The organism is Thioreductor micantisoli (assembly GCF_055392745.1).
In genome coordinates this window covers 498,972-521,792 of the sequence record NZ_AP043760.1, presented here as the reverse complement: position 1 = coordinate 521,792, position 22,821 = coordinate 498,972, and the positions used below count along the sequence as shown (strand labels likewise).

The 22,821-nt window shown below is 24.6% G+C and carries 25 protein-coding genes; 1 reads left to right on the top strand and 24 read right to left on the bottom strand.

All coding sequences use genetic code 11. The features are described 5' to 3' along the window. Positions 1–67: 67 nt before the first annotated feature. The 21 genes from ACZ5OA_RS02815 to ACZ5OA_RS02715 form a co-directional block, all read right to left on the bottom strand. A complete protein-coding gene (locus ACZ5OA_RS02815; RefSeq protein ID WP_464908010.1) occupies positions 68–559 on the bottom strand; it encodes a hypothetical protein in 492 nt (163 codons plus the stop codon). Beyond that, positions 556–867 carry a hypothetical protein gene (locus ACZ5OA_RS02810; RefSeq protein ID WP_464908009.1) on the bottom strand — a complete coding sequence of 104 codons (312 nt, stop codon included), beginning with the start codon at positions 865–867 and terminating at the stop codon, positions 556–558. The genes ACZ5OA_RS02815 and ACZ5OA_RS02810 overlap by 4 nt, the downstream gene beginning before the upstream one ends. Beyond that, complete coding sequence (locus ACZ5OA_RS02805) at positions 864–1,544, bottom strand: hypothetical protein (protein WP_464908008.1); 681 nt, start codon at positions 1,542–1,544, stop codon at positions 864–866. Before ACZ5OA_RS02805 ends, ACZ5OA_RS02810 begins: the two co-directional genes overlap by 4 nt. Continuing rightward, entirely contained in the window at positions 1,544–2,293 is a 750-nt protein-coding gene (locus ACZ5OA_RS02800; protein ID WP_464908007.1) for a hypothetical protein, read from the bottom strand. Before ACZ5OA_RS02800 ends, ACZ5OA_RS02805 begins: the two co-directional genes overlap by 1 nt. Before the next feature lie 131 nt (positions 2,294–2,424). Beyond that, complete coding sequence (locus ACZ5OA_RS02795; protein WP_464908006.1) at positions 2,425–5,184, bottom strand: MutS-related protein; 2,760 nt, start codon at positions 5,182–5,184, stop codon at positions 2,425–2,427. After that, positions 5,181–5,987: a J domain-containing protein gene (locus ACZ5OA_RS02790; RefSeq protein ID WP_464908005.1), complete on the bottom strand. Its 807-nt coding sequence runs from the start codon at positions 5,985–5,987 to the stop codon at positions 5,181–5,183. Before ACZ5OA_RS02790 ends, ACZ5OA_RS02795 begins: the two co-directional genes overlap by 4 nt. Beyond that, entirely contained in the window at positions 5,980–6,639 is a 660-nt protein-coding gene (locus tag ACZ5OA_RS02785) for a class I SAM-dependent methyltransferase (RefSeq protein ID WP_464908004.1), read from the bottom strand. Before ACZ5OA_RS02785 ends, ACZ5OA_RS02790 begins: the two co-directional genes overlap by 8 nt. Continuing rightward, positions 6,621–7,598 carry a bifunctional diaminohydroxyphosphoribosylaminopyrimidine deaminase/5-amino-6-(5-phosphoribosylamino)uracil reductase RibD gene (ribD, locus tag ACZ5OA_RS02780; protein WP_464908003.1) on the bottom strand — a complete coding sequence of 326 codons (978 nt, stop codon included), beginning with the start codon at positions 7,596–7,598 and terminating at the stop codon, positions 6,621–6,623. Before ribD ends, ACZ5OA_RS02785 begins: the two co-directional genes overlap by 19 nt. Continuing rightward, positions 7,589–8,008 carry a ribosome maturation factor RimP gene (gene rimP, locus ACZ5OA_RS02775; protein ID WP_464908002.1) on the bottom strand — a complete coding sequence of 140 codons (420 nt, stop codon included), beginning with the start codon at positions 8,006–8,008 and terminating at the stop codon, positions 7,589–7,591. The genes ribD and rimP overlap by 10 nt, the downstream gene beginning before the upstream one ends. Next, on the bottom strand, positions 7,980–8,576 hold the full coding sequence (locus tag ACZ5OA_RS02770) for a hypothetical protein (protein ID WP_464908001.1): 597 nt from the start codon (positions 8,574–8,576) through the stop codon (positions 7,980–7,982). The genes rimP and ACZ5OA_RS02770 overlap by 29 nt, the downstream gene beginning before the upstream one ends. Next, on the bottom strand, positions 8,573–8,920 hold the full coding sequence (gene rbfA / locus ACZ5OA_RS02765) for a 30S ribosome-binding factor RbfA (RefSeq protein ID WP_464908000.1): 348 nt from the start codon (positions 8,918–8,920) through the stop codon (positions 8,573–8,575). Before rbfA ends, ACZ5OA_RS02770 begins: the two co-directional genes overlap by 4 nt. Continuing rightward, on the bottom strand, positions 8,917–11,352 hold the full coding sequence (gene infB, locus ACZ5OA_RS02760; protein WP_464907999.1) for a translation initiation factor IF-2: 2,436 nt from the start codon (positions 11,350–11,352) through the stop codon (positions 8,917–8,919). Before infB ends, rbfA begins: the two co-directional genes overlap by 4 nt. Beyond that, complete coding sequence (locus tag ACZ5OA_RS02755; RefSeq protein ID WP_464908317.1) at positions 11,342–11,557, bottom strand: DUF448 domain-containing protein; 216 nt, start codon at positions 11,555–11,557, stop codon at positions 11,342–11,344. Before ACZ5OA_RS02755 ends, infB begins: the two co-directional genes overlap by 11 nt. An 8-nt stretch (positions 11,558–11,565) precedes the next feature. Beyond that, complete coding sequence (gene thrB, locus ACZ5OA_RS02750) at positions 11,566–12,447, bottom strand: homoserine kinase (protein WP_464907998.1); 882 nt, start codon at positions 12,445–12,447, stop codon at positions 11,566–11,568. A 9-nt stretch (positions 12,448–12,456) separates the two neighbouring features. After that, positions 12,457–12,921: a hypothetical protein gene (locus ACZ5OA_RS02745; protein WP_464907997.1), complete on the bottom strand. Its 465-nt coding sequence runs from the start codon at positions 12,919–12,921 to the stop codon at positions 12,457–12,459. Continuing rightward, positions 12,893–13,786, bottom strand: a complete 894-nt coding sequence (gene lpxC, locus ACZ5OA_RS02740) for a UDP-3-O-acyl-N-acetylglucosamine deacetylase (RefSeq protein ID WP_464907996.1) — start codon at positions 13,784–13,786, stop codon at positions 12,893–12,895. Before lpxC ends, ACZ5OA_RS02745 begins: the two co-directional genes overlap by 29 nt. Next, positions 13,783–14,328, bottom strand: a complete 546-nt coding sequence (locus ACZ5OA_RS02735) for a septum site-determining protein MinC (RefSeq protein ID WP_464907995.1) — start codon at positions 14,326–14,328, stop codon at positions 13,783–13,785. Before ACZ5OA_RS02735 ends, lpxC begins: the two co-directional genes overlap by 4 nt. Beyond that, on the bottom strand, positions 14,325–15,689 hold the full coding sequence (locus tag ACZ5OA_RS02730; RefSeq protein ID WP_464907994.1) for a M23 family metallopeptidase: 1,365 nt from the start codon (positions 15,687–15,689) through the stop codon (positions 14,325–14,327). Before ACZ5OA_RS02730 ends, ACZ5OA_RS02735 begins: the two co-directional genes overlap by 4 nt. Beyond that, positions 15,686–16,621, bottom strand: coding sequence for a DHH family phosphoesterase (locus tag ACZ5OA_RS02725; RefSeq protein WP_464907993.1), 936 nt, complete (start codon positions 16,619–16,621; stop codon positions 15,686–15,688). The genes ACZ5OA_RS02730 and ACZ5OA_RS02725 overlap by 4 nt, the downstream gene beginning before the upstream one ends. 40 nt (positions 16,622–16,661) lie before the next feature. Further along, positions 16,662–17,720 carry a flagellar biosynthesis protein FlhB gene (flhB, locus tag ACZ5OA_RS02720; RefSeq protein ID WP_464908316.1) on the bottom strand — a complete coding sequence of 353 codons (1,059 nt, stop codon included), beginning with the start codon at positions 17,718–17,720 and terminating at the stop codon, positions 16,662–16,664. Then, positions 17,710–19,215: a SpoIIE family protein phosphatase gene (locus ACZ5OA_RS02715; protein ID WP_464907992.1), complete on the bottom strand. Its 1,506-nt coding sequence runs from the start codon at positions 19,213–19,215 to the stop codon at positions 17,710–17,712. Before ACZ5OA_RS02715 ends, flhB begins: the two co-directional genes overlap by 11 nt. 56 nt (positions 19,216–19,271) lie before the next feature. On the opposite strand from ACZ5OA_RS02715, the gene ACZ5OA_RS02710 reads away from it, so the two are divergent. Further along, entirely contained in the window at positions 19,272–19,949 is a 678-nt protein-coding gene (locus tag ACZ5OA_RS02710) for a response regulator transcription factor (RefSeq protein WP_464907991.1), read from the top strand. Positions 19,950–19,954: 5 nt separating this feature from the next. Here ACZ5OA_RS02710 and ACZ5OA_RS02705 read toward each other — a convergent pair whose 3' ends face one another. From ACZ5OA_RS02705 to nadC, 3 genes are all read right to left on the bottom strand, one after another. Next, positions 19,955–21,631, bottom strand: a complete 1,677-nt coding sequence (locus ACZ5OA_RS02705) for an EAL domain-containing response regulator (RefSeq protein ID WP_464907990.1) — start codon at positions 21,629–21,631, stop codon at positions 19,955–19,957. A gap of 10 nt (positions 21,632–21,641) precedes the next feature. After that, entirely contained in the window at positions 21,642–21,929 is a 288-nt protein-coding gene (locus ACZ5OA_RS02700; RefSeq protein WP_464907989.1) for a hypothetical protein, read from the bottom strand. A gap of 65 nt (positions 21,930–21,994) precedes the next feature. After that, the gene (gene nadC, locus ACZ5OA_RS02695) at positions 21,995–22,813 is read right to left on the bottom strand and encodes a carboxylating nicotinate-nucleotide diphosphorylase (RefSeq protein WP_464907988.1); all 819 of its coding nucleotides are present in this window, start codon (positions 22,811–22,813) and stop codon (positions 21,995–21,997) included. Between the last annotated feature and the right edge of the window lie 8 nt (positions 22,814–22,821).

Sequence of the window (22,821 nt, the reverse complement as noted above, 5' to 3'; positions counted from 1 at the left end):
CTTTTATAATAAACAATTATATCAAAAACATCTTCAAGATTATCTAAAATAAAAATTTTAATTAACTCTAAAACCCACTTGCTATAATTGTTACTTTTATTTCATCATCTGAAAATGAATCATCACAAAATTCACTTTGCAAAATATATGTTTCTTCATTTTCGATTAACTTTTCTAAAAGTAACTCAAAACTTTCATCAAACTTAACTAATGGATAATTTTCATTTGTAGTTGTATTAATCAATAATCCTTTTGAACTCATAATATCTATACCATTAAGAGAAAGTGAATCAATAGATTCTTTTAATACTTCATAAGCAGAATTTTTACCTGTTTTATGACCTATTCCTATAAATGCTAATCTACTATTTTTTTTCATCATACATTTAAAGTCATAAAAATCAATTTTTAAATTATCTTCACCAAAAAACATATTTTTAATTTCATCTATAATTTGATATTTTTTTTCATTATCATAATTAACTATTTCGGTTATTATTTCACCATCAATTTCAATTACTATTTTATTATCCTTTTCAGTAATCTTAAAATTATTCATAATTTATAATGCTCCTCATATTCAAATTTGTAATTTTTAATTTTAAAAAAGTCTATAATCATTTTTTTATACTCTTCATTGTTAAGAATTTTTTTTGCTGTGTAAATAATAAATTTTTTATTGTGAATATCATAAACAATTCTTCCTCTTGGAGATTTATCATATATATCAATATCAAATTCCATCTTTTCCCATTCAAAAAAATGAGAAAAGTCACTATCTTTAAAACCTTTTATCTCCTCGACTTTTGATAATTTAATTCTTTTAGCTAATAAAAAATCATCAATAATCCAAAAAATTCCTATCATCTATTGCCTTTAATTTGATTTAATATCTCTTTTTGTTGTTTTTCAACTAATTCTAAAGGAATTGTTTTTTCATAATTTCTTATCATAGTTCCAGCTCCCATCGCTTGACTACCACTTGAAAAAACTTCAATAAAATCTGTTTTATATTGGATATTTTCTAAAAAAAACAACTCTCCATTTATAATAATAAATTTTTTATTATCAATTTCTTGCACTTTCCCAAAACTAAGAGGATTATTATAACATTTATTAGTTCCTATTAAATATCCTTTAATATCTGTTTCTTGATTTAAGGCACCTTTTGGCAAAAATAATATGCTATCTTGTTTATATTTAACTCCTAATTTAATTAAATCTTCTTTTAATTTACCTTTTTTATCTTTATCTACCACAAATATTACTGCGAAATCTTTTTCATTTGATTTAACAGGGGCTGATAAAAGATAATATTTTTTTCTTAAAAGTTCAATTGATAATGCTCTTACTCGTCTACTTTCTTTTACTTCTTTTTCAGTTAAAATTCTTGGCTCTTCTTTAATAATTTTCCCAAATTCATCTGTTTGACAAGGAAAATTATCCTCTCTAAAACCACAATTATTATATTTTCTATAAGAAGTTATTAGACCACAATCAAATTTATTATTCCATTCTTCTAAAGTTAATTTTTTTTGTTGCACTAAGATTCCTTTATCAATTCAAATTCTTCTTGAAACTTATTACAAAACTTTTCAATTTTTTTCTTTAAATTATCTTTGCTTAAAATTAAATAGACCCTACTATTTTGAAATTTGATTGCATAAAAATTAAATTTATAATTTTGTAACTGTTCTCTCAATTCTTGTTCTTTATTATCTATAAATAAACCTCGTTCTGCGTGAGCAAAATGTTGATAAATCATAACTGTTTTATGATTTTCCAAAAGCTGTTGTATTTCATTAAAATAGATATATTTTCCTCTTGCTACACTTTTTAAAGGGCAACTTTTAATTTTAATTTGAGTTCCGTTATCTGGGTCAGCAAAAACAACATCACAATTTTGAACCTTTTTTAAAGCATTGTTAAACCATTCTTCTCTATATTCTTCTCTTTTTTTATAATCTGAAAAAAAAGAATCACAACTTTTATCTATACATTCATTAAAATAAGTTAAATCAAACTTATTATCTTTTAAAATATCTTCTAATTCTTGAATGTTTCTTTCCTCTTCTTTATGATTAGAAAAACTTTCCATTACATCTATAATTTCATCATCGATTTCATAATCTTTTAACTTCTTTTTATAGTTTGCATAATTTCTAAATTTACCATCACCATTACCTTCATTCGGATACAAATACCAAATAATTCCGCACTTTTTATCAAACAAATGTTTAATTAAAACAAATTTACTATAATCTCCAATATCTCCAACATATCTATTTTGCATTTTATTTCCTTTGATTGTAATATGCTCTTATTATCTATATAGTATACTTAGTGCTAATTCTTTAACACCTTTTTTAATAAAGTTATAAAATTCTTTTAAAAGTTTACGAAAAGTAACACATTTTTAAAAAATTATTCTTTCTCCTCGTAATGAAGTTCTATTCCTTCACTTGTTGTAATAAAACCTTTGATGTTTAATTTCCCCTCGTGTGCTAATCTATGATGATATTTACAAAGTGGTATCAAATTATATTTATGATGTTTTTGAAATTCATTTTCAATAGTTGATTTTGGCTTTATATGATGAACTTCTTCGGCTGGTTTACCACAAATAGCACAAGTTGAGACTAAAACATCTTTATTATAAATTGATTTTTTATTTTTTGTAAAAAGTTCTAACTCTTCATATTCATTAGATACTTTTTTTCTAATATCATTTGCAATTTTTAAAAACTCTTCATCCATATATAAACTTTTTGCAAATTCAAGTCCATAAACACTGCTTCCATTCCCATCTTGCAACTTTCTATCATATATTAACTTTTGAGATTTTTCATCAAAATAAACTTCTAAATGTTTAGCTACTACATTTTTTAAAGTTTTTATTTCATCTAAATTCATTAATTGATGTAAATGTGTAGCAAAAATAAAATTCGCTTTAATTTTAGAAAGTTTTATAACTGAGCTTGCTACAATACTTAAAGCTGATAATGTTTCAGTCCCATGAGATATTTCATCACCTAAAACTAATGAATTAGAATTTGCTCTTTTGAATATATTTTTAAGCTCCATCATCTCCACTGCAAATGTAGATAATCCTTTGGATAAATTATCTTTTGAGATAATTCTTGTAAAAATAGAATCATATAAACTAAATTCCATTTTATCTGCTGGAACAAAAAATCCACTTTGAGCCAAAACTACACAAATTCCCACACTTCTCATTAATGAACTTTTTCCACTTGAATTAATTCCATATAAAAGCATTCCATCATATCTATTGAAATCAACATCATTTGGAACATATATTCCATTTTCTTGATTTATTTCTATAAGAGGATGACGAACTTCTTTTATTTTTAATTTACAATTTTTAATTATTGGTTTTGAATAGTCATACTTTTTAGCGATTTTTGCGGAACTTAGTGCTATATCAACCTCAGCTATTTTAGTAGCTAATTCATTTAAAAATGGATATTTTTTTTCAAATTCAACTAATTTTTCTAAAAACAATTCCGAAGTTGAATTAATTAATTTTTGTCTAATAATCACTATTTTATTACTTATTTCATCTATAATTGAACCTGTAATTTTTACACTATTAGTTAAAATTTTGATATTAAAATCTTTGAAAAAGTAATTTTTATTGTCAATCTCTACAAAAGTATCATTAAATTTATCTCTTATTAGATTAAATCTTGTTTTTGTTAAACTTAAATAATGCCCCTCTTTATCAAGTTCATTTATATTTAGTTTTACATTTCCTTCAAAAAGTGATTCTATTTTTTTAGCAATCAGTTCTAAATCTTTATTTAGTTTTTCTATTTTATTGTTATAATCATCCAGATTTTTAGAATATCCATTTTTAAATATTGACTCTTTTATATCATTAAACATAACTTTAGCTGATTTATTCAAATCAAAAGTTTGAGTTATATCAAATAAAAACTCTTCTATTTGTGAAATATCTTTATTTAAAAGTAAATATATTTTTTTACTATTTTCTAAAGAAGTATATAAATAATTTATTTCAAAAGGATGAAGTTTAGAGAGTTTTATTTTTCTATCTAATCTTTCAATATCATATATTTCATTGACTAAATTTTCAAATTTTTCACCTTCTTTTAACATAAATTCTACTGCTTTATATCTTTTTTTAAGCTCTTTTTCATCTTTTATAGGATTGAAAAATCTCTGTTTTATAACTCTTTTGCCCATTGGAGTGGAAGTTTTATCAATTAATTTCAATACTTCGTCCAAATCAAGTTGAGATATTGGATTATTCCCAAAATATAAATATTTATCATTTTCTATTACTTTTGGTGCATCTATTTTTTGGATAATTTTATAATTATGTGCAATTATAAATTCAAGTAAAATAGCAAAACTTTCAGTTGCTATTGGAAGTGTCTCTAAATTTAAAGATTCAATTGGACTTAAAAGAGATTTTATATTATATACTTTTTTAAGAAGTTCATTTTGATAATTAATTTTCACTCTTTTAGATGAATAGATTAAATTTATATTTTTAAGTTCTAAATAATTAATTACTTCATCACATTCTACACTTTTATCAAGAGTTAAAATAAACTCTTTACTTTTATATGTTTGAATCATTTTAAAAAGTTCATCTAAAGCAAATGTTTTATCTTCATTTGTAGAATATGCTTCGAAAATATTTGTTTTTCCAGTAGTCACATCTACATTCGCATATCCTGTGTGATAAATATCTTTTATTTTTTCAATTATTATGCTTGTAACATAATTTTCTTCTTTTTTTATATAATCAAAATTCACACCTGGGGAAATTATATCGCTTATATACCTTGTTACTTTTGGAGGGAGGCCTTTTTGTTTGATTAAAATAATTGTATATTTTTCTTCATCTATAAGTTTTTGTATATATCTATCAAGTGCATGATTTGGAAAACCTGCTAAAAGTGGGTTTTTTTCATTTACTTCTATAATTGATTTATTTTTTCTTGTAAGCTGAATATTTAAAAGCTCCGCAACTTCTTTAGCTTTGCCAATTTCATTTGCTTCATATACTTCAAAAAATGCTCCTATTTCCATCAAAACCAAAGGATTAGGATATTTAGTTTCAAAATACTTTTGCAAATCAAAATAGATTTGAGTCAAGAGTTTATTCGAATTTAATATTTTATTTATCATAATTTACTCTTTGCATATTCTTCTAATACTTCATAAGTTTCTTTTATTTTCATAAATTTTTTATTATATATTTTTTGAATAAGTTCTGGTTTATTTCTATGGATATCTGGATGATATTTTTTAGCAAGTCTTTTATACTCTTTTTTAACTGTTTCAAACTCATAAATATTCTCCACTCCAAAAATTGAAAGTGCATTTCTAATCTTGGCTAAATACTCTTTTATACTTCCTTCTACACTAAAAGTTCTTGATGAAAATCTAAATTCATTTTCATCTACAACAAAATGAACTTTATATCCCATAATAGAATTTTTTTTACCTATTTCATATACTAAATCTTTTGAATTCTCATTAAAAGAGATTATTAATTTATTTTCATAAAGCTCTAATATATGGAATAAAAAAAGACCTTTTATGTAGTTATAAACTGGCTTAATAAATTTTGAAAATTCTATGCTAAATTCTTTTGAAGAAATTTTTTTAATTTCAATATTTAAAATATTATTAAAAGAGATACTATGTTTTTTTATTTTCATTCGAACATTTTTTCTATAATTTAATGCTATTCTTTTTGAAATAGAATCATCTTTATGGGTTTTTTTATATAGTTTAATTAATGTTTGGAGCAATAATTTATGTTTTTTTATATTTTCTGTATCAAAATAGATAAAATATTCATCATCTTTAATTTCAAGTTTATTAAATGAAAGTCTTATAAATTCAATAAAACTTTTTATTCTATATCTTGAATCAATAACAACATCAATGTTTTCTGAAATTTCTATTTCAAAAATTCTATCCATTTTTCCTCATTATTATTAAAGTTGCCATTGGTGGAAAAAGCCTTTGTTTTTCTATTATTTCATAATTATTAAAATATTGTAATATCTCTTCATCTGTGATATTTTTTATCATTTTAGGAAACTTCTTATAAGCTTCAAATTCTCCTGTAATTATACCACCAATTAATGGTACTACCTTAGTCATATAAAACATACTAAGTTTAAAAAGTATTGAATCACTTTTAGTAAGCTCTACTATAGCAAAATATCCGTCTACTTTCAGACATTTATCCAAATTTTTTATACCTTCTTCTAAATTATCAAAGTTTCTAACTGCCATAAATGCTGTTATTAAATCAACTTTCTGGGGACATTCAAAAGTTTCAGCATAATTTTGAATAAAAATAGCATTTTTATTTTTTAATTTTTCTTGTGCAATTTTATTCATCTGTTCACTTGGATCAAGCAAATACATTTTATCAAAATCCATCTCTTTTGCCATATCTCCAGTAGCACTTGCAACATCAAGTAAAACTCCATTTTTTATATATTTTTTTACTTTTTTTACAAATATTTTTCTCCAAATTTTTTCTATCCCAAAAGAGACTATGTTTGTAGCTAAATCATATTTTTTTGCTAATTTTTCATAAATTTCTACATTTTTTGTGTCCATAAAAACATATCCTCTTTTTTTTCAACATGTATAACTTCTATTTCATCATCAAATTTGTAATTTTTTCTATCTAAAATTTTATTTATATTTATTATAAAAAGATTCCAATCGACTATTTGTTTTACTTTTTGATATAAGTTTTCACCACCTTCTATCATAATGAAATTATATTTATTAATTATATCCAAATTATCACTAATATAAACTTTTCTATTATCAATATTAAATAAAGGAATTGTTTTATCAAACTCTTTTTGTCTTGAATATATTAAAATATCTGGGGCTTTTCCATTTACCATTCTTGCATCAAGAGTTGGCCTGTCTGTTCTGACAGTTTCACCACCTATTACAATTAAATCTAACTTATCGCGAACTTTGTGCACCCATTTTAAGGATTCTTTTTTAGTAATATATCCACCCGTATAAGCACCATTAAGTGAAGTTGCAAATTTAAAAAATATAAATTTATCATTTGTCCATTTTATAAAAGGTTCTATTAAATCAAAGCATCTTTTATCATTTAAAATTTCTACTTCAATTCCAGCATTTTTAAGTCTCTGGACTCCACCAGAATGTGAAGAAATAGGATCAAGCCATCCAATTACTACTTTTTTCGGTTTTATAGTTTCAATGAGTTGTGAGCAAGCTGGCGTTTTACCTATGTGATTACAAGGCTCTAATGTTACATAAATAGTAGCATCATTAAAAGAATTATTATGATTTTTATATAAATATTCGTGAATTTCTTGTGATGTTGTTAAATTTGGAGTAGAAAAAAATGACTTATAAGTACTCCACAAAGCATTTACTTCCGCATGAGGCTCTCCCACTTTTTTGTGTGCTTCTACAAAAACTCGATTTTTTACAACTACGACACACCCAACAGCAGGATTTGGATAAGTTAAAAACTGATATTTCCAAGCTTCAAGAATTGCAAGTTTTAAGTAATCTATTTCCATTCAAAATATGTTCTAGCTTTTTTAATATTAGAAAAAGAAATAATTTTATTTTTTACATTTATTTTTTCATCAGTTACATCTTGAAGTTTTCCGATTATTTTACTTCCATCAGTCATAGAAATTTTTACTATTTCACCAATAGAATTTTTAAAATGTTCTAACTTTTTAAGTGGTCTTTCAATCCCAGGGGAACTTACTTCTAAAAAATATGCATCACTCATAGGCTCTTCTACATCAAAAATCGGTGAGATAATTCTATTAACCCCAGCACATTCATCTAAATTAACACTATTACCATCTTTTTTTTGAATATAAATTCTATAATATTTATGTTCATTTTCTTCACTTATTTCAATATCATATAACTTAAATCCATTATCCTCAACTATCTGTTTTACCATTTCTTTCATTTTTATCCTTATTACAAATATATAAACTTATTAAAATAATTGTTCTTAATATATGTTCTGAATCCTCTTCTGAAATTTTTTTTACATATTCCATTTCTAAAGAAACACTACTTAAAAGTAACACATTTAATAAATTAACAATATTTTCATCATTAATTTTACTCATTAAATAGCTTTTAATTTTTTCATTTGTATTAAACTTATTAATATTTAATTTATATTTAAAAAACACTAAATCTATAACATTTGAAATAATAATATAGATATTATTTTCAATATATTTTTTATCTATTTTCATTAAAATATCTATTAAACTAATTACTTGAGTATGTAAAAACATCTCTTTTGAAGTATCTAAAGATTTCAAATAATTAATTACATAATAATAAAATTCTTTATATTTTTCTTTTACTTTTTCATAATTAGGATTATTTTTTAATATTTTATCTAATGTTTCATATGTATCAATAGAAGAATCTACACAATTAAAAAGAATATAAAAAAATTCCTCTACAACATTTATATTATATTGATTAAAAATTTTATTATATTTTTCTAATTCATTCATTTTTTTATTTTATCAAATAGCTCTTCTATTTTATTTTCTTTTTCAAATAAATTATCAAAAGTATAGCTAAAATTAGGTACTTTATACCATCCTGTACTTTCTAAACAATATTTAGAAATTAAGCTATTTGCTTTTCTTAATAACTTCAAAGCTTCTTTTTGTTCTTCTTTTGTAAGAAGTGATTTTTCAAGATAAACTTTTGCATCACTTGCACCTCTTGAGCAAACCACTTCTAAAACAGTTAAAGAATTAAGTCTAGAATCATTAAGAGTAGAAAGAGCTTCATTTAAAAGTTCTACTAATATTGATTCTTTTCTTTGGACTTTTATACTTTTATTACTCATTTGAATTCAGCTCTTTTTTCAACTTTTTTGAAAGTTTCTATCATATCATACTCTTTGAAATCATTAAATCCTTCTATCATAATACCACAATCATTACCTTTTGTAACTTCTTTTACATCATCTTTAAATCTTTTGAGTGATGACAAGGGAGCTGTATAAATAACTTCACTATCTCTTATAACTTTAGCAAAATCATCACTATGAATAGCACCATCCATTACCATACATCCAGCAATCTTATCATCAGTTTTTGTAGGGAATATTGCTCTTACTTCAGCTTTACCGGTATAAGTCTCTACAATTTCAGGACTCAACATACCTGAAAGTTTATCTTTAATATCATCGATTAATTCATAGATAATATTATAAAGTTTAACTTCAATTCCTTCTTGTTTTGCTTTTCTTTTGGCATCTGGTGTTTCTTTTGCATTAAATCCAACAATAATAGCTTTATTTTCACCAGCTCCTGCTAAAACCACATCATTTTCTGTAATATCACCGATACTAGCACTTAATACATCAACTCTTACTTCCTCATTCTTAAGCTCTTCTAATGAATATCTAATAGCTTCTACACTTCCATTTGTATCGGCTTTAATAACGATAGGAAGTTTTTTGATTTTTGATTCAATCATCATTTTTTGTAAATCTTCAAGTGTTGCTTTTGTTGATTTACCTCTTGCTTTTTCAAGTAAAAATTCTTTCCATTTAGTTGCATAATTTCTAGCTTCTTTATCATTTTTAGCAGTTACCAAAAATTCACCTGCTTTTGGAATTTCATTAAGCCCAACTACTTGAACCGGCTCACCTGGTTTAGCTTCTTTTACTTGTTGTCCTAAATCATTGATTAGATTTCTCATTCTACCAAATGTAGTTCCACATACAACTATATCACCTTTTTTAAGTGTTCCGTTTTGAACAATTACAGTTGCAACTGGCCCTCTACCTTTTTGAGTTTCGGCTTCAATAACTACGGCTTTTGCTTCTCTTTTAGGGTTAGCTTTTAATTCCAAAACTTCTGATTGAATATTTATAGTTTCAAGTAAGTCAGCAATACCTTCTCCAGTTTTCGCTGAAATTTTCACAAATTCATTTTCTCCACCCCAATCAGTTGGCATAATTCCAAATTCACTAAGTTGAGTAGTTACTTTTTCTGGATTTGCATCAGGTTTATCCATTTTATTAATTGCTATTATAATTGGTACTCCTGCATTTTGAGCATGTTTAATAGCTTCTCTTGTTTGAGGCATAACACCATCATCAGCAGCTACTACAATTATAGCAATATCAGTTATATTTGCACCTCTTTCTCTAATAGAAGTAAAGGCCGCATGTCCTGGTGTATCTAAAAATGTGATTTTTTTACCATTTTTTTCTACCATATAAGCACCAATATGTTGAGTGATTCCACCTGCTTCTTTTGCTGTTACTCTTGAATTTCTAATATTATCAAGTAAAGTTGTTTTACCATGATCAACATGTCCCATAATTGTAACAACAGGAAATCTTTCTACTAAATCTTTTTCTTTATCTTTAATTAAATCATATTTACCAACATAATCAAAATCTTCGATTGGGTTGTAAAGTTTAACATCTACATCAAAATCATCGGCAAGCATTTCTATATAATCTGCATTAATAAAATCATTTTTATCAAGTTCTTCACCATACTCTCTAAATTTATCAATAACTTCTTGTAAAGGTTTTTCTATTTTATCTGCAAGCTCATAAACTCTTGTTTCACTTTTTATAAAAATAGTTCCTTGTTCTTTCTCTTTTTTAGCGTATTTTTTCTTTTTATTATCTTCTTTTGTAATAGTTCTTTTTCTATTGTTCGTTTTTCTTTTAGGTCTGTTTTGATTAGGTCTTTTAGGTCTGTTTTCTTCTAATGGCATTGTAATATCTACAAAAGATAAATCCAATAATTGAACTTGATTATCCTCGATAGAATTAATTTCTGCAATTTCTCTATTTATTTGAAGTTCATTACCTTTATCAATAGCTTTTGGAGCAATTTTCTTTTTCTCTTTTTTTACTTTTGGAGTTTGTGCAATAGTTTTTTTAATTTCTCTTTTTGGCATTGATGATGAAGAAACTGTTGGTTTAGCCTTTTTTACAATTCTAATACCTTTACCTTTTCTAATAGAACTAGCTTTTTTAACTTCTTTTACTTCTTCTTTTGGCTCTTCTTTTTTAGCCTCTGTTTTTTTTGTTTTTTTAGGCATTTCTTTTTTTGTAGTTTTAGCCTCTTTTTTCACTTCTTCTTTAGATATTGGACTTTGAATATATTCAGCTATTTTCATAGCTTCCTCAGGTGTTACCGAACTAGTAGCAGCCTTTACATTCTTAATTCCTATATCTTTACAAATATCGATAACTTCTTTTGAACTCTTTCCAAGTTCTACAGCTACCTCTTTAATTTTAATTTCCATATATGATTATCTCCTTTATATTTTCGATACTTATATTTTTTTTACAAATTCTTTTTATAATTTTATCTAATTTTTTACTATTTTCACAATTTTTACATAAATAAAAACTTCTTCCATTCCCATTAAATCTCAAAAGTTCTCCATTTTTACACTGAAGTCTTAACATATTATTTTGAGGAAGCCTATTACGACACACTATACACATTCTTTCCGTCACTTATAAACCTTAACACCAAGATTATCAAAATTTAAAATTTTTACATTAAATTCTGGGAAATAAGATTTCAAAGCACTGAATACATTATAAGCATCATCTTTATAAACAAGATTAAAATAAGTGCTTCCACTTCCACTTAATGTACTCATCAAAGCCCCTTCTCTTAGTGCAATTTCTCTAACTTTAAAAAGATCAGGCATTGCTTTCATTCTAAATTCTTGATGAATTTTATCTTCTACCACATTTCTTAATAATTCAAATTTTTCACTAAAAAATGCTGCTGTTATCATAGATGCTGATGATATATTAGTCACTATATCTTTTAAAGGATATTGCTCTTTTAATGTATTTCTTGACTGATTTGTTGAAACAGTTTTATTTGGAATAACAACAACTGCCTTTATAGAATTTGGAACAAATTTTTTAAGAAAATATACTCTATTTTTTTTCAGTTTAGCTACACAAAAACCACCTAAAATTGCGGGAGTAATATTGTCTGGATGATGTTCATAACTTAAAGCATAATTTAAAATCTTATCCTTTTTATAAGGAATTTCAGCTAATTCATAGGCCGCGGTTATAGCCGCAGAAATTAACGCTGAACTACTTCCAAGACCCCTTGAAATTGGAATTTTATTATTAAACTTATAATGACAAGTTGGCTTGAATCCAGTTAAATTTTTATATACTTCACTAAATATATTTACAAACATATTATTTGGAAGTTTTTTCAGATATTCTGCATTCTCCCCATAAAGTTCCACTTTTTCTATTTGTGAAAATTTAATCTCTACTTCATTTCTCAAAGCCAATGATACACCTAATGTATCAAAACCTGGGCCTAAATTGGCACTTGTTGCTGGAGTCGATATAATCAATTTTTGTCCTTACACTGCATTTAATATATAAAGCGGCTCAATATCATTTGAAAAATCATTAAAATTCAATTTTTGTGGTAATTCAAATGAATTTTTAATTTCCGCTTTCATTATCGTAATTGTATCATTTTCTTTAACAAAAAATCTATTTCCAAGCGCTTTTATTGGAGAATTTTGATTAAAATAGAAACCATCTACTGCTAATATAGTTATATTATTAGTAATTTGTAATGTTTTTAGAAAAATATATGTAAGTTTTATCGACATATAACTCCCAGGACCTTTTGAATAGATTATATTATCTATACTATATTCTTTTAATATTTTATCAAAAAATTTAGGCAAAAAATCAGATGTCATTTCATCTGATACAATCTCTTCAAATAAGACTTTATCTATATAGATACCTATTTTAATAGGATTTGAAATAGAAATTATAACTATATTAATATGCTGTTTGTGCGCTTGTGACAAATACTTTCTCCTCTACTTGATTATTAACAGTAACTATTTCATAATTTTGACTATCTGCAAAAATCTTCCTAGTTAATAAATGATTTATATGATGGCCACTCGAAAAAGCATCATAACTACCAATCATATTGTACCCTAGTAATCTCATATCACCTATTGCATCCAAAATTTTATGTTTAACGAATTCGTCATTATATCTTAAATTTTCATTTAATATTTTTTTATCATCTAATACAATTGCATTATCCAAACTTCCACCAAGTGCTAGACCAATACTTCTTAAATATTGAACTTCTTTCAAAAATCCAAATGTTCTAGCTTTTGCTATTTCTTCTATATAGTTTTGAGTAGAAAAATTAAATTTATAAAATTGTTCTCCAATTGAAGGATGATTAAAGTTGATTTTAAAACTGTACGATATATCTTCACTAGGAGTTACTTTTGCATATTTTCCTTCCATTGTAACTTCTACTTCTTTTTTTATTTTAATGAATTTTTTATTTTCATTTTGTTCTAATATTCCAGCCTCTTTAAGTAATAAACAAAAACTAATTGCACTACCATCCATTATAGGTATTTCATCATTATCTAAAATTATTCTTAAATTATCTATCCCAAAAGCAGTAATAGTACTCATTAAATGCTCAATAGTAGAAATAACCACACCTTTTTTACCAATTACAGTAGCCATTTTTGTATCAACCACACTTTCAATTCCCAAAGGAATAGTAACACCTTTATCATTTCTATAAAAAACTATTCCACTATTTTCTGGCATTGGCTCTAGTCTTAAATTTACTGGTACACCTTTATGAAGTCCAATTCCTACAACTTCTACTGCTTTTTTTATAGTTCTTTGTTTCATTCTAATTCCTTTATCCCATCTTTACTAATAAATGATAATTTATCCACTTTTATTTCTTCATTATGAAATAAAATCGTCCCTTTTTCATTTTTCTTAACTATTATATATTCACCAGTGCAAATTATCACCCCTTCTACCTCATCAAAAATTTCTATTGATTCAGTTGCAATAATTTTTGCTCCTGCATTTATTCTTTTTAAAAAAATTAATTTATTATTAGAATTAATTTCTTCTCCGCTTCGTATAATTCTATCAAAAATTTCTAGTTTTGTCGAATTACTCTTATTTTCCACTTTCACTTTACCATCGTTATGGTCTTCTTCTATTTCTAATTTTTTATTAGTTGCTTCAAAATCTGGTTTTACTACTCTATATTCAAAATCACTATTTTCTAAATACTCTTTTATTTTTTCATTTTTACTTCTAACAACTACAAGATATTTTTTTAATGTAGCTTCTCTTGTAATTGCAAATTTAACAAATTTATCATAGTTTTCTGTAATTATTTCAAAAACTCTAACACTTCTTTGCCTAGTTTTCATCTATTGATAATCCTTTTTGCTTTTAAAATTATATTTGTAATATCATCTTTTATCCAATGAGCATCCATCCACTCAATAGGTGTAACAGGTATTCCATGTACATAAATTCCAAAATGAAGATGATCTCCAAACACTGCACCAGTTGCACCACTATTAGCAATAATTGTTCCTCTTGATATAACAGATCCTACACTAACATTAAATCCAGAGCAATGTGAATAAGTAGAAACTAATCCTAACTTATGATACAAGGCTAATGTATTACCATAAATTCCAAGCCAACCTTCAAAAATAACTTTTCCAGCATTACTTGCATAAAGTTTTGCATGTTTATATGAAGCTAAATCAACTCCTTTATGAATAGCATGACTAATTACTTTATGTTTGAAAATATAGCTTCTTTGTTCTCCATAACCAGCTTCTTTTGCTGCATCTTTCATTGGATGAAAAGGTCTAACATAAAAACTATCTATTTTTTTATCTAACAAAACATTTGTAATTTTATAAATTTTATCTTCATTTATTTTTCTTACTTTTTCATTTACCGTTTTAAATACTTCAACTAAATCATTTGGAACACTCATATTCATTTTTTGAAGAAGTGGAACATCAATTGTTCTTATGAAATTTTCACTTATTTTAATTTTTGGATGCTTAAATTTTGGTAAAATCCATCTAATAGGAATATAAGTCGTAGAAACATTTTCAGCCATATCTTTAGCTATTAAATCTGCACTAAAAGTTTTAAACTTATAAGGCCAAGCAAGTAAAGAAATATAATAATCTTTTTTATAAAAAGGAGTTAATTTAAATTTATAAAATTGTTGTGGATTATCTCTATTACTTATTTTAATATAAGCTTCTTTTAAATATTTATCACTAACTTTTACAATAGCAATTCCACTTCCACCTCTTCTCATAGCATAGCTATTATTTATAACTTCTGTTGTAGGCGCGGTTGTATCTACATTTATATCAAATTCTTTTTTAGCCTCATTACCAGCAAACCAATTCCATTTAGAATTATCTACTGCTTCAACTTTTAAAGTTAAATTTTCACCTTTAATTTGATAAAAATCTGGTAATTTTATATCTACAGATATGTTTCGTTTTACATCACTTGGTAAAAACTCTTTTGTTTTTAAAACTTTGGATTTTAAGTCATTAATCAATACAATTTTATAATACTTAATTCCACTTTTATCACTAATATTTATATTAAATTTATCTCTTAAATTCCAAAACTCTCCATGAGTTGTCGTAATTTTAGGAGGAATTTTCTCAAATATTGGAGAAAAATATATATATGATGGGATAGCTAGTAAACCTAATAATATTAAAATTCCTATAAATTTTTTCATTTTAATTGTCCTTTAATATCATTTATAACCATATCTTTAATTTCTTTAAATGTTTTATCTTTTATAGTGGCTCCACTTGCTCTTATATGACCACCACCACCATATTTAACAGCAATTTTACTAACATCTACATAATTTTTACTTCTAAGTGATATTTTAATTCCTTCGTCTTCTTCTCTAAGCATCATAGAAACTTCCACTGTTTCAAGCTTTCTAACCATATTTACAAGCCCTTCTGTATCATCTTTAATAGCTCCAGTTTTTGCCATAATCTCTTTTGTAACTTCTACTACTCCAACTTGTCCTTCAAGATATAATTCAAGTGTATCAAGTGCCTTTGCAAGAAATCTAAGTCTAGATAATCTATCTCTTTCATAAAGCATTTTTGAGATAAATTCAGGACTTGCTTCACATTTTACGAGTTCACTAGCAACTCTAAAAACCTCAGCAGTTACAGATTCATATTGAAAATTTCCAGTATCTGTTACAAGTGCTGTATAGATACAAGTTGCACTATTTTTATCTATTTTTACATCATTAGCTTCTAAAATATTAAATACAACTTGAGAAGAGGAAGCAGCATCTTCAATCAAATTTATATCCCCATAATTTGTATTTGAGATATGATGGTCTATGTTAATTAAAAAGAAATCTCTTCTCTCAATTCCTAATCTATCGAAACTCCCACAATCAAAACTAATCATTAAATCTATTTTTTTAGGTAAAGTCTGTTTTATTTTATCGTAATTTGGTAAAAAGTCTAAATATTTTGCAGGCTTAGTCATATTACAAATTGTTACATTTTTACCTTTACTTTTCAAAATATTATACATACTTAAACTGCTTCCTAATGCATCTCCATCTGGATTTACATGCGCTATTAAAACTATATTATCGCTTTCTATGATTTTATTCCATATTTTTTTATACATTTTTATCCTTTATTAAATAATCTTATAATTATAACATATTTTATGATTTTCCTTTTGCTTTATATACCATAACTAAAACTTCAATAACCGCTTTATACAGCTTTTCGGGAATATAATCTTCTATTTCAACCTCAGCATAGAGTTGTCTAGCTAATGGTCTGTTTTCAACAACCATTACATCATTTTCTCTTGCTATCTCTTTAATTTTTTGTGCTAAATGATCAACCCCTTTTGCCACTACTTTAGGAGCCTTATCTTCACTTGAATTATAACGAATAGCTACTGCATAATGAGTTGGATTTGTAACAACTACATCAGCTTTTGGAACTTCTTTCATCATTCTTTGACTTGCCATTTTCATCTGAATTTGACGAATTTTAGCTTTGATTTCTGGATTACCTTCACTATTTTTCATTTCATCTTTTATTTCTTGTTTACTCATTTTAAGTGATTTTTTATAGCTATATTTTTGAAAAACAAAATCAATAGCCGCAAAAACTACAAAAACAGCTATCATTGTAAAAGCCAAAATAATAGATTTATTCATAAGCCATTTAATTTGTGTCATAAGTGGAAAAAGCTCTAATTTAGGAATCTCCTCAAGCCAACCTAAAAACAGATTAAACCCAATACCAAAAGCAATAGCAACTTTTAAAGTCATTTTTACACCTTCAAAAAGTTTCTTTTTGCTAAATAAATTTTTTAATCCTGAAATTGGATTTATTTTAGAAAATTTAGGCATTATAGCTTTTGTAGTAAACAAAAATCCAAATTGTGAAACATTTCCTAAAACTCCAGCCAACATTATAGCTGCCATTAATGGAATAAGTAAAATAAACACTTCAAAAGTAGATTTAATAACCAAATTTATTAAATCAGCTTTGCTAAACTCATGAGAAGTAAAAGATAAATAATAAACATAAAAGCCCATTACTTTATAAAAAAGAAATTTCAGATAAAATATAATCACAACCACACCAATAATAAGTGTAGTAACTCCTACTACATCTTGACTTTTAGCAACATTTCCTTCTTTACGAGCATCTTCTATCTTTTTGGAGGTTGGCTCTTCTGTTTTTTCTTGATCATCAGCCATTATTTATCCTCATAAAGACATGTATTCCATTTCCTCTAAAGTTATAAAAAAATCCATCAGCGATAGATTTTATCATTTTAATACCTCTTCCATGCAATTTATTTTTACTTAAAGTTTTTAAAATATCAACACTAAATCCTTCTCCATCGTCACTATAATCTAATTTTATAAATTTATCATTTTCATATATAACTATCTTAGCTATAATATTATTTTTAGTTTCAATTTTTATTTCATTATCTCTTAAAATAGCATCTTTTAAAGATTGTAATTTTAATGCACTATGTTCATATGAATTCATTAAAAGTTCTTGTAAAATAAATTCTATTTTTTCTTTTTTTGTTATATTTATATTTTCAAACTCTTTGAAAAATTGATTAATATTTTCCTTAGAAATTTTTATTTCTTTTTCATATATTTTATTAAATTTAAATTTTTCTTTTTTTACATAAATAATTGTAGTATCATCTGATTGAATTGCATATTTTTTAAAATCTCGAATAATATCATGCAAAAATATAAAACTAGGGAGTAATTTTTTGAATCTTCTTAAATATAATTCTTCTGTTTTTGTCCAACACTCAATTAATCCATCACTATACATTAAAATATCATTTTTAAATTCTACTTTATCAATTTTTATCTCTTTATTCCATTCACTAAGAGGCATATTATTTGCTTTGATTTTTTGTCTATCAATATAAATAGGTGGCATTCCAAAATTTACAAAAGTAAACTCATTATTTTCAATATAACCAATACTAAAACAGAGTGTTTCATTCTCAATCAAAATAGATTTTACATAATTTACAAAACTTTCTATTGTCTTAGTAAATTTAAAATCATTATGTTTTAAAGCTTGAAATACGGCATAATTCAAAAATCCTATACTATTAGACGACGTAAGAGAAGCATTAAGTCCTTTACCCATTGCATCTATAATAGCTACAAAATATCTATTTTCATCTATTCTTTTTGTTATTAAAGCATCTCCACTTAAAATATCTTTAGGATTAAAGTATGTTTCAACCATTATATCATTTTCATAAAACATACTAAGTTCATTGGCAAATAATTTTAATTGTTTTTGAGTAGCCATTTCTTCTTGCTGTTCTTTATATGAAATAATTCCTGTTAATTCAAGTTTCTTTTCTTTTTCTTTTATAAAATATTCTCTTAATTTTTTAATAATCTCAAATCTAGCATTAAATTCTATAGGTAAAATATCTTTTTTCATTCTATAATAAATTCTATTTTTTATATTTAAATTTTTAATTACAAAAGATAAAATTATTAAAAAACTATCCATATATTTATCTAAAAAATTTTCATAAAAAAACTCTTCTACAAAAATAAAATCAACATTTGGATTTTCATTTAAATACTCTAAACACTCTTTTTCTTTTGAAAAAATTTTTATTTTTAATTTAAAATTTTTTAAAATAAAAGAAAAATAATCTAAAACTACTAAATTTCTATCCAAAATTATAATTTTCATATCAAGAGCCTTTTATTTTTTGTATAATAATACCAAAAAAAGAGAATAAAAATAAAATGAATAAATATCCAAATCTTAATAAAATTTCTATTCTTTATGTTGAAGATGATGAAACCATTCAAATGGTTTTTTCAAATATATTAAAAAAATTCACAAAAAAAATATATTTAGCACAAAATGGGGAAGAAGGATTAGTAAAATTTAAAGACTCAAATCCTGATTTAATTATCACAGATATTCAAATGCCAAAAATAAATGGTATTGATATGATTAAAAACATTAGAAACGAAAATAAAAATATTCCTATAATAATAACAACTGCTTTTAATGATATAAATTATGCTATTGAAGCTATAAAACTTGGGATTAATGGATTTTTTTTAAAACCAATTGACGATATACAAAATTATTTAAATATTTTAGAACAAAAAGCTGGATTTATCATAGCAAAAAAAGAGAATGAAAAAAAAGATGACATTATTCAAACTATTATTCAAAATTTTTTTGATTTTGCATTTTTTGTTGAAAATAATAAAATTGTTACTATCAACAAAAAAGCAAAAAATCTTATTGAAGATAAAGATATAAATCTATTTTTTAACCAAATAACACCTAAATTATCTTTAAGAAAAATAGAAAAAGAAATCATCAAATATAAAAATCATTTTTATTCTATTAAAATTGACACATATTCAAATAATAAATTCATAATTATAATGAATGAACTTACTTAATTAGTTTATATTTTTTCCTTAATTTCTAATGAAGGTTTAGCAAAATAATATCCTTGAGAATAATCAATACCTAATTCTGTTACTGTTTTATAAATTTTTTCATCTATCACAAATTCTGCAATTATTTTTGCATCAATACTTTTTGCAAAACTTACAATAGCTTTTGTTATTTTTAAAGAATTCTCATTTTTATCAATATCTTTTATATAAATTCCATCTATTTTAATAAAATCAGGACGCATTTGATAAACTCTTTGAAAATTACTATATCCTGTTCCAAAATCATCTATGGCAATTATAAAGCCTTTTTCTTTTAATTTAATTATCTGAGTTAAATGTTTATCATTATCTTCATTATCAATTCCTTCTAACACTTCAAGAGTAATTTGATGTGGCAGAAGATTATTTTCTTTTAATTTTTTTTCTAAAAATTTTTCTAAATAGCATTCTTCTAAATCATGAGCAGTAATATTTATAGAAATTTGTAAATTAGTATCAGCTATTTTTTTAAATGATTTTTCTATAATTATTTTTGTAATTGGTACTAATATTCCCGTTTCTTTAGCTGGTTCTATAAAAAAAGATGGTGAGACATATTCATCACCATCTTTTAATCTTGCTAAAACTTCATATTTAACAATTTTTTTAGTTTTATTATCTACAATTGGTTGAAAAAAAGGCTCTATATTTGAATTATTAACAGCTTCTACACTTTTATTTATCCAAAACAATCTATCTTTTTGATCTTTTTTAATTTTTTTAATTTTACCATTGAAATATTGATAAATTTGTTTAATCCCCTTATCTTTTATAAAAGAACTAACTAAACTATATTTTGATAAAATATCTTTTTTACCCAAAACTGCCAAAACTTTAAAAGTAAATTTAAATTCAATAGAATGAATATCTACTGTAAATTTTAATAATTCATTTTTTAAGATTTCTAATATATCATTTATATTATTATCCTCTGGAAATAGATAAGCAAAATTAGAATCTTGAAGTCTATAAAAAGGAGTTTCTGGAAAAATAGTTTTAAAAAATTTTGCAGATTTTTTTAAAACTAAATTACCTTTATCAATACCAAAAATTGAATTTATTTTTCTAAAATTTGAAATATCAATACCTACAAAATAAAAAGAATTATCTATATTTTGTAAATCTTCTTTTAACTTATTGTAATTATAAAATCCTGTAAGTTCATCTATAAAAAAAGATTTTTTTAATTCTTCAGTTTTTTTTATTAATAATTCTTCTATTGAATTTTTATAACTTTCATCAAGTTTTTCAAATTCTATTTGATGAGATATTTTAATAATCAACTTTTTAAAAACATCAATACTAAAGGGTTTAATCAAATATCCATCAGCTTGAGAATAAATCACATCTAAAATAGCTTCTTTATCTTTATGATCCATAAGTATTATGACTTTTTGAAAATAATCTAACTCTTTAATTTTACTAATAAGTTCAATACTATTCATTTTTGGTATTTGAATATCTGTAATTACTATATCATAATCATTTTTTAAATATTTTGAAAGACCTTCCTTCCCATCTATAGCTAAATCAACATTATTAAAAAATTTTTTTAATAATTCTTCCACCCCATCTTTAGAAGAATCTTCTTCATCAATCAATAAGACATTATAAGTTTTAGTTTTTTCTAGGATATTTTCCATAATTCCCCATTTAAATTTTTTGTAAATTAAATTCCTCTTCCAAATTCAAATCCTTCATAAGTTCATAAAGCCCCTCATCTGCAATTTTAAGTGTTACATTCTTTTTTTCTAAAGATTTTAATTTAATCAAATAACCAATCAAAGCAGAAGGCATAGCAAAACTATCAACTATTTTCAAAACTACATTAGATCCTTTTACATAATTTTCAATTGTTTGTTTTATATTTTCTACATCTTCAATCGTTTTAATAACACCTTTAATTTCAATACTTCCATCACTTATTTTTTTAATTTCCATAAAAAACTCCTTTTTTTTAATAATTATAGCACAAAATTAAATTATTCATAAAACAAATAGGTTCTTTATTTCATTTTCATAGAAAAATCTAAAAATGTAGCTTGATGAATAATACTTCCACTACTAATAGCATCTATACCTAAATCTATATATTTTGGAGTAGTTTCTAATGTAATATTTCCACTGACTTCTATTAAAGTCTGTTTTGCAAATTTGTTTCTATATTCTACAACTTTTTTTATCTCATCTTCACTCATATTATCACACATAATTATTTCAACTTGGTTACACATCGCTTCAACTACTTGTTCATAAGTTTCACACTCTACTTCTATTTTGGTAGTAAAAGGGATATTCTTTCTTGCTTTTTTTACCGCTTGGGTAATATTTTCAAACAAAGCTAAATGAGTATCTTTAAGCATCAAGCAATCATCAAGCCCCATTCTATGATTTGTAACTCCTCCATTTTTTGATGAATATTTTTCAAAAGTTCTAAGAAGTGGACGAGTTTTTCGTGTATCAAGTATTTTTATTTTATTTTTAGTTAATTCTACATACTTTTTTGCATTTGTAGCAATTCCACTTGAATGTTGTAAAATATCTAAAATTGTTCTTTCACAAGAAAGTAAATCTTTACTACTTCCTTTTAACTCACAAATAATATCACCCTCTTTAATTTCATCTAAATCATTATAAAAAAATTCAACATCAATATCAGCAATTTCATTTATATATTTAATATATTCAACTCCACTTAAAATTCCATTTTGTTTAGCTTTTATAATTGCTGAACTTTGCCCAACAACAATAAATCTTGCTAAATCTCCTCTTCCTATATCTTCTTTTAGTGCTTTTTTTAAAAATTCTATTTTTTCAAATTTCATAAAATTCC